Source organism: Enterococcus sp. DIV1298c (genome assembly GCF_017316315.1).
Lineage (GTDB): Bacteria > Bacillota > Bacilli > Lactobacillales > Enterococcaceae > Enterococcus_B > Enterococcus_B mangumiae.
In genome coordinates this window covers 1-7,955 of sequence record NZ_JAFLWG010000065.1, presented here as the reverse complement: position 1 = coordinate 7,955, position 7,955 = coordinate 1, and the positions used below count along the sequence as shown (strand labels likewise).

10 protein-coding genes are annotated in these 7,955 nt (G+C 27.1%); 6 read left to right on the top strand and 4 right to left on the bottom strand.

Annotated elements, in window-relative coordinates; all coding sequences use genetic code 11:
- The first annotated feature begins 66 nt into the window (after nt 1-66).
- The 5 genes from JZO83_RS13170 (at nt 67) to JZO83_RS13150 (ending at nt 2,305) form a co-directional block, all read left to right on the top strand.
- Entirely contained in the window at nt 67-234 is a 168-nt protein-coding gene (locus JZO83_RS13170) for a hypothetical protein (protein ID WP_207116043.1), read from the top strand.
- Between the two features lie 184 nt (nt 235-418).
- Nucleotides 419-898 (top strand): Rrf2 family transcriptional regulator, encoded by a 480-nt coding sequence (locus tag JZO83_RS13165; protein ID WP_207116042.1) that lies wholly within the window; start codon nt 419-421, stop codon nt 896-898.
- 23 nt (nt 899-921) lie between these two features.
- The gene (locus tag JZO83_RS13160; protein ID WP_207116041.1) at nt 922-1,302 is read left to right on the top strand and encodes a hypothetical protein; all 381 of its coding nucleotides are present in this window, start codon (nt 922-924) and stop codon (nt 1,300-1,302) included.
- Between the two features lie 281 nt (nt 1,303-1,583).
- Complete coding sequence (locus JZO83_RS13155) at nt 1,584-1,922, top strand: hypothetical protein (protein WP_207116040.1); 339 nt, start codon at nt 1,584-1,586, stop codon at nt 1,920-1,922.
- 14 nt (nt 1,923-1,936) lie between these two features.
- Nucleotides 1,937-2,305, top strand: coding sequence for a hypothetical protein (locus tag JZO83_RS13150; protein WP_207116039.1), 369 nt, complete (start codon nt 1,937-1,939; stop codon nt 2,303-2,305).
- A 130-nt stretch (nt 2,306-2,435) separates the two neighbouring features.
- On the opposite strand, the gene nrdF is transcribed toward JZO83_RS13150, so the two are convergent.
- Genes nrdF through nrdI form a run of 4 tightly spaced genes read right to left on the bottom strand, consistent with a single transcriptional unit; the run spans nt 2,436 to nt 7,042 of the window.
- A complete protein-coding gene (gene nrdF, locus JZO83_RS13145; RefSeq protein ID WP_207116038.1) occupies nt 2,436-3,386 on the bottom strand; it encodes a class 1b ribonucleoside-diphosphate reductase subunit beta in 951 nt (316 codons plus the stop codon).
- Between the two features lie 11 nt (nt 3,387-3,397).
- Nucleotides 3,398-4,354 carry a ribonucleotide-diphosphate reductase subunit beta gene (locus tag JZO83_RS13140; protein WP_207116045.1) on the bottom strand — a complete coding sequence of 319 codons (957 nt, stop codon included), beginning with the start codon at nt 4,352-4,354 and terminating at the stop codon, nt 3,398-3,400.
- 10 nt (nt 4,355-4,364) lie between these two features.
- Nucleotides 4,365-6,557 carry a class 1b ribonucleoside-diphosphate reductase subunit alpha gene (gene nrdE / locus JZO83_RS13135; RefSeq protein ID WP_207116037.1) on the bottom strand — a complete coding sequence of 731 codons (2,193 nt, stop codon included), beginning with the start codon at nt 6,555-6,557 and terminating at the stop codon, nt 4,365-4,367.
- Nucleotides 6,554-7,042 carry a class Ib ribonucleoside-diphosphate reductase assembly flavoprotein NrdI gene (gene nrdI / locus JZO83_RS13130; protein WP_242542672.1) on the bottom strand — a complete coding sequence of 163 codons (489 nt, stop codon included), beginning with the start codon at nt 7,040-7,042 and terminating at the stop codon, nt 6,554-6,556. Before nrdI ends, nrdE begins: the two co-directional genes overlap by 4 nt.
- Before the next feature lie 165 nt (nt 7,043-7,207).
- Here nrdI and JZO83_RS13125 point away from each other — a divergent pair, with 165 nt between their 5' ends.
- Nucleotides 7,208-7,882 carry a Crp/Fnr family transcriptional regulator gene (locus tag JZO83_RS13125; protein ID WP_207116036.1) on the top strand — a complete coding sequence of 225 codons (675 nt, stop codon included), beginning with the start codon at nt 7,208-7,210 and terminating at the stop codon, nt 7,880-7,882.
- The last annotated feature ends 73 nt before the right edge of the window (nt 7,883-7,955 follow it).

Genomic DNA, 7,955 nt, shown 5'->3' with positions numbered 1-7,955 from the left:
CCTCTAAAAATAAAAAAGTCAATAAAATTGACATAGAATATAGTCATAAAAAAGGAGGTTAATATTATGACATTTAGAGAACAAATTGATAAATTAAAAAAAGAAGGAGAAATTTTAGGTGGTATGTATAAAAAAGAAGGTAAAGATATAGGAAAAGAATATGCTGAACTTGGTAAAAAAGTGGGTGAACAATTTAAAAAGAAGGCAGAAAATAATAAAGATAGATTTAAATAGTTTACTTTAAATATATATAAAGATAGAGAAAAATCTAGGTTCTACTTACTCTAGTTTTTCTCTATTTTTTTATAAAAGACAAATTTTTAGTCCATTTATATTGAAAGAATAACTAATATGGTCTATATTAGATGTGCGACTGTAGACATTAAAAGTCAATAGATTTTAGAAAGGGTGTAATTGTTTGAAATTAAGTAATTCGTTTATCCAATCTGTTGCTATTCTTGTAATGCTAGCTGAATTACCGGAAAAGTCTCATTTAAAATCTTCTGAAATAAGCCAGCGAATGGGAGTTTCCCACACATATTTACAGAAAATTGCTAAAAAGTTAAATAATGCTGGTATTATTCAATCTGAAGCATCAAAAACAGGTGGCTATTCTTTAAATAAGTCAGTAAGAGATATCACATTCTATGATGTCTTTAAAGCAGTTGAAAATTCAGATAGTTTTTTAAAAAATGTCAAAACTGATGTTATACATACAATGTTTTTATCTGATAAACTTGTAGATAAGTATGGTAATCTAACATTAGATATTTTAAAAGAAGCAGAAAATAGTTATCTTTCTGTATTAAAAGAACATTCAATTGAAGAAATTGTACCTAAAAATTCTAAAGGAGAATTATTGATAATTGACTGGCCATTGTTTCTGAAGAATAATTAAAAATATTAAAGGAGGATCATTGCATGAACATTGGTAATATTGCTCAATGGATTGCAGTAGTTTCTAAAATAGTAGCAATAATTAGTGCTATTATTTATCCATTAATACAAGAAAAGAGAAAGAGAAAAAGCGGAACAGAACGTTTGGCTAGAAGGGAGTATGCACTAGTATATGACGTTATTATGGAACGTAAAGAAAAACAAAGTGCTAGTGCTAACCTTGAATCTTTTAAGCAATTAGAACATTACAATTCATTGCTAATGATTATTAATGATGACGTAGAACTAACAAATATATCTAATAAAATTAGTTATTTATTAAAAAATAATAGTAATTTTGAATCTTCCGATAATGAAGTAGAGCGGTTGCTTAATAAATTATCAAAACGTTATAACATAAAATAATAAAAATAAAAAATTAATTTTTTGAGATAGAGAAGATATTTTAGCATATGATTAATATGTTACTTCAAAGAAAATATAAAAATTTAGTCAGCTCAAAAAAGTTGCCCGTTTATTAACAATAATTAATTATGTAAATAATCGCTATTTTTAAAAGGCAATGCTTCAGTATTGAAAGAAAATAAAGAATAGTCTATATTAACAATTAATAGTTAAATAAAAATTATTTTAAATTTTATTCTTAAAACAATACTGAAGGGGGTCTGAAAATGGAGCTCGGGAGTATGGCAGAGTGGATAATTGGTATTTCAAAGATAATTGCTATTATTGGGGCTATAACTTTTCCAATCATACAACAACGAAAAAAAGAAGAAAACTCCGTTAAGCGACTTGCTAGAAGAGAATATGTATTAATAAAAGAAGCTATATCCATTCAAGACAAAGAATCGTATGAACAACTTGAAAGTTTTAATTCAATGTTAGCAATTGTTAGTGATAATCAAATACTAGTTGCGATTTCGGAAAAAGTTGGTAATATATTAAAAAAAAATATTGGTAATGAAGATAAAAACATTGAACTAACAAAAATACTTTATATATTGGAAACCACTTATAACTTATAAAGGGGAGAATACGAATGGAATCTGGAAGCCTTGCAGAATGGATAGAAGGGATCGCAGAAACAGTCGCCTTAATTGTTGCCCTTTTCTTGCCAATAATTTCTGAAAGAAGAAGGGCTAATAGAATAAATACTAAAATGAAAAAGATTGGATTACGGCTTGCTAAAAAAGCTTTAGAACAAAAATTACATCAAATTGATATTCCAATGACAAATTTAAGTGAATATAAGGCTTTTAAAAAATATATTGGTGTGGTTTTTACATTTAATGATAGCCAAAGTCTATTTAATATTTTATGGGATGTTGATACAGATTTGAAGTATGCAACAGATGAAGAAGATTTACTAAATAAAATACAAAAAATCGATCAATTGTTAGCTATTTAAAAAACTTCGTATTAAATATAGTGTCTAAAACAGAAAAGTATAATAAGAAGCAAAAATAATTTTATCAAATAAATTTTAATTTTGGTGAAATTATTTTTGCTTACTTTTATTTATATAGTTTTAGATACATTTAAAAATTATAATCATTTTCGTTCATCAATTCAGCTTCTCCCATTAAATAACCAGCTCCAACTTGCGAAAAAAAATCATGATTAGATGTTTCAATAGATATACCATTGATAACAATCGGATTAACATCGTTTACCGTAGCTTCATCAAAATAAGTGTCAAAGCCCATATTTTGTAAAGACTTGTTAGCATTATATTTAACAAATATATTTATATCATCAACTAAATTAAGATCATGATAAACTTCTTCAGTATAAGCAAACTCATTTTCTAATAAATCATTTAGAAAATTATACATCCAAATCTTAAATTGTTCTTGTTCTTTTTTTGAAAGCTCATCGAATCCTTGTCTAAATTTATATCCAAGGTAGGTACCATGAACTGATTCATCACGAATAACTAATTTTATTAATTCTGCTACATTAGCTAATTTATTCTTCCCACGATACCAAAGTGGTATAAAAAAATTACTATAGTAAAGTATACCTTCTAAAAATATACTAGCAACCATAACTTGTAAACCTGTACCATTTTGATAAATATCATTTATTCGTTTTGCTTTAAACTGCATTCTATGATCATTATTCATCCAAGTATAGATTTTCTCGATTTCTTTATAATTGTTTAAGGAGATTAAGATTGTTCCGTATGTTTTTGCATGGATCGATTCCATAAAAGCAAAATTACTTAGAACAGCTACTTCTTTTTGAGTTCTAGCATTTTTTTTAATAGCATAAAGTCCTTCTTCAGATTGGAGAGTATCAAGTAAAGCCAGTCCACCTATTGCTTTTTTTACGATTTCTTTTTCTTTTTCAGATAGATTCTGCCAATCTAATAGGTCATTAGAGACAGGGACGCGTGTGTCGAGCCAAAACTGAGTAGTTGCTTTATCCCACACATACTCATCTAATTCATCTTCTATTTGTTGCCAATTCATTGTTTTATTAAGCACATTAGATCCTCCTAAAAATTATAGTCTTCATTAATCATTTCGTCATGTATAGAGATATTTTTTTTAAAGTTTTTAGATATTAGAGAATGTTTACAAAGTTTGTTTAACTTATTATTAATATTTAGTATAGTTGTCTTATCTACTTGATAAACTAGAGGTATATCTAAACCTTCTAAAATTTTATTTGCTTCTTGTCTAACAAGATTTATTGCTATTGTTTTATTTGCTGCTAAATTGTAGTACTGATTAATTAGCTGATCACAATATTGTATGATAATATTTATTTGATATTTTACCCATACTTTAAATTCGTCTTCTTTATCTTTTTCATAAGTAGATAGTAAAATATTGATTTTGTGCCTTAAATAAAAACAATGGAGTGATTCATTGCGAATAATCATTTCTACAATTTTCCCAAGATTATTAAAGTGTTGACTAGTCCATAGATCTAAAGGGTAAGCAAGGTACGCATAATTTATAATACCTTCTATACAAATTGCCATAAACCGTTTTTTTAAAGGATCATCACTTTCTATATAAATAGAATCAATATCATGTAAATAGCTTATTACTATAGGATCGTTATCTATATAATTGAACAAACTAGTTAAATCAATATTTTGATTAAAAGTTTTTAATATACGATTATAGGCCTTGGTGTTAACCATCTCAGTAAATTGCAAATTATTTACTATAGCGATCTCTTGTTGAGTCTTTTTATTGTCTCGAATCATTTCACCTGCTTTAATAGATTGGAAAGTCGAGAGATTAGCTAATAAAGCAAGTAGTTTATTTAATTGATCTTGTTCATTGTTAGTTAATTTATTCCATTTATTTTTATCTTCTTCAATAGGTATTCTATTATCTAACCAAAAAAGAGAAGTTGCTCTTTCCCATGTAGCATTATCTAGTTCATCTTCTACGACATTCCAATTGATTGCTTTGTAGTGTAAATAATTACTCAAAATAACTCCTCCTTTAAATCATACAAGATTCACAATTATTAATACTTTCAAATTCATCATCTTCTGTATAAGTTCTTACATAGTAAAGTGTTTTTATTCCTTTAGCCCATGCATAATTACGTAATTTACTCAAATCACGCGTAGTTAACTTGGATTGATTTTCATTTTTCCAGTCATATAGATTTTGGGGAAGTACTGATCGCATAAACAGTGTTAAACTCAGACCTTGATCAATATGTTTCTGCGCAACAGCATAGACATCAATAATTTTTCGCTGATCCATATCATATGCATTTTTATAATAATCAATAGTTGAATTTGATAAATATGGCGCAGGATAGAAAATAGAGCCTACTTTTTTTTCTTGCCTATTTTCTATTAATTGAGTGATTGGATGAATGGATGCACTTGTTTCATTTATATATGAAATAGAACCATTAGGAGCTATGGCTAGGCGGTTTCTATGATATAGCCCATGATTCATGATACTATCTTTTAGCAAAAGCCAGTCCTTGGTAGTGGGAAGTTTGATATGCTCAAATAAATTAGCTACATTTTTGAATTGGAAAGTAAAATCATTATTTAAATATTTATCAAAATAACTACCATTTGCGTAAGTTGATTCTTCAAATTCATGAAATTTCATTTCTTTTTCAATAGCGATTTGATTACTAATCTTTAAAGAATAGTAATTTAATGCTAGGAAGAAAGCATCGACAAATTCTAAAGCTTCTTTAGAATCATATTCGATTTTATTAACAGCTAGTGCTGTATGCAAGCCCATTGCACCTAACCCAATAGTATGATAAAGGCTATTACCTTTAGCAATTGATGGAACTTCATTGATATTCGCACTATCAGTTACGGTTGTAAGGGCTCGTACAGCACATTCAACTGATTTTTCAAAATCTGGTGAATCCAGTAGGTTTAATATATTCATCGAGCCAAGATTGCAACTTATATCTGTTCCAATATTTTTATAGCTCAAATCAGGGTTTAGTTCTGATGGTTCCTGTGGTTGTAAAATTTCAGAACAAAGATTACTCATAATTATCTTACCTTTTACAGGATTATCTCTATTGACGGTATCAATATTAATAATATATGGATAACCTGATTCTTGCTGTAAACGTGAAATTTCCTGTTCTAATTCACGTGCGGGAATAGACGTCTTTTGAATGTCTTTTATTGAAACAAGTTTATCGTATTCTGAAGTTAAATCTATATAAGAAAAAGGTTTCCCATATACTCTTTCAATGTCCTGGGGATTAAAAAGATACATTGGTTGATTTGTTTTTAATAGTTCATAATATTTATCTGGAACTATTAAACCAAGCGATAAAGTTTTTACACGTATTTTTTCATCTGAATTTTCTTTTTTTGTAGATAAAAATGAGATAATATCTTGATGAAAAACATTAAGATATACCACACCTGCTCCATTACGCTGTCCAAGTTGATTACTGTAACTAAAGGTATCCTCTAATAGTTTCATCACTGGTAATATTCCAGAGGAAGCATTCTGAATTCCTTTTATCGATGAACCAGTAGATCTTAAATTTGATAAATTAACTCCGACACCACCACCAATTCTTGAAAGCTGCAGAGAAGAATTGATCCCCCTACCAATAGAAAGCATAGAATCATTTATATCAATCAAAAAACAAGATACCATTTCTCCTCGCTGTTTTTTACCTGCGTTTAAAAAGGTTGGAGTAGCAGGTTGATAACGTTGGGAAAGTAATTCATCGATTAATTTAAATGCGAGATTTTTATCACCATTGCCTAAATATAGTGCATTAAAAATTACACGATCTTCAAATGTTTCAAGATAATAATTAGAGTCATTACTCTTTAGTGCATACTGAGTGTAAAATTTATATGCACTCATAAAACTTTTGAATTTGAAATTGTATTTATAGGCATGTACATACAATTTTTTTATAAAAGATTTATCATAATCATTAGTATTAAAAGTACATTTTGAATATTTTTGCAATACGTTAACATCTATATACTCATTTTCAATTAAATAATTAATTTTTTCTATAATGCTATTAAATTTAAGTGTTTTAGGTTCTATTTCTGTCTCCAGATACTTTTCAAGAGCTGCTTTATCATATTCTAGAGGAATCTTACCGTTAATTGGTAAATTTAACATGTTGTTTAAAGTGAAATAATCTTGATCATTTGCTCTAGTACTCATTTTGATACCTCCAATTGATTATTATTAATTATAGTAATTAATTTATTACCAATTCTTTTGATATCTTCATCATTTCCCCTTAATTCAAATTCATCTATCATTGGAAAATTAAACTGGGATGAATATTGATATGCTGTTAAACAAAACTGTTTATTGAAATTACGATTTCCACTACCCACGATTCCATAACAAAATGTGGCATTATTTTTATAAGCTACTAACTTTTTTAATGGTGTAGTTAAAATTTCTTTAAAACCATTATTGATTCCATTGCCACCTTCTAGATATGCAGGGAGAAATAGAAAATAAGGATCAGTTATAAGAAAAATATCTTCCGGATTTTCCTTAATAATATTACGTACATTTGTATATAGAACTTTATATCTGTATTTTTTCATGATATAACCATCTAATCTTTCAATAAAATTAGTAGTGTTACCACTGAGACTAATGTAGAAAATATTTATAGTTCTTATTGGTTCCATAGATTTCCTCCTAGTGTATAATTTATTAACAATATATAGTATTTTTATTTTTTTCTAACACTATATATTGTGTTTTTATCTTATATCAGTTAAAGTTTTATTCAATTGATTCCTAATCAATTTTTGTTAATTTTATAAAGATAAAATTGTATTGGAGAAAATATTATGAAAGAAAAAATAAGCTGTAATATACCTATATTTAATCATCTGATGAAAAATGAGAAAAAGCGTATTGAAAAATTATTTTTATATAAAGAATTTGAAAAAAAAGAACTAATATTTTCACCTAATTCTCAAGAGCAAATATTAATTGTATGTACTGGTAAAGTGAAGATCTATAGACTGTCTGATTCTGGAAAAGAACATTTATTTAGAATTATTTCAGAAGGAGATTGTGAAGGAGAAAATTATTTATTTAATGGAAAAAATACTATGTTTTATGGTGAGGCAATAGAAAACTCCAAAATTTGTATGATTTATAATTCTGAATTGAGAAAAATTTTATATGATTACCCACAACTTAGTTACGAATTACTAAAAATTAATACAAAGAAAACTATGGATTTAGAAATACAAGTCAAATTATTATCGATAAATAGCATTTCTAATAGAATAGCCTTATATTTAATCCATTTATCGAGAATAACTAATTTTGTAGAAGAAAGTTATACAGTAACATTACCGATGACTCAAAAAGAAGTTGCTAGTTACTTATTTATTTGTCCAGAAACATTGTCTAGAAAATTAAAAGATTTCGAGAATAAACAATTAATCAAACGAAAAAAAAATAAAGTAACACTTTTGAAAAAATTTGGTGAAACATATAATAATCTTATTTAAGTATTTACTGCAATTACTATCTCCTCAGTATTTTATTCTGAAATATTAATTTTAGTAAGTTAATGTATATAAT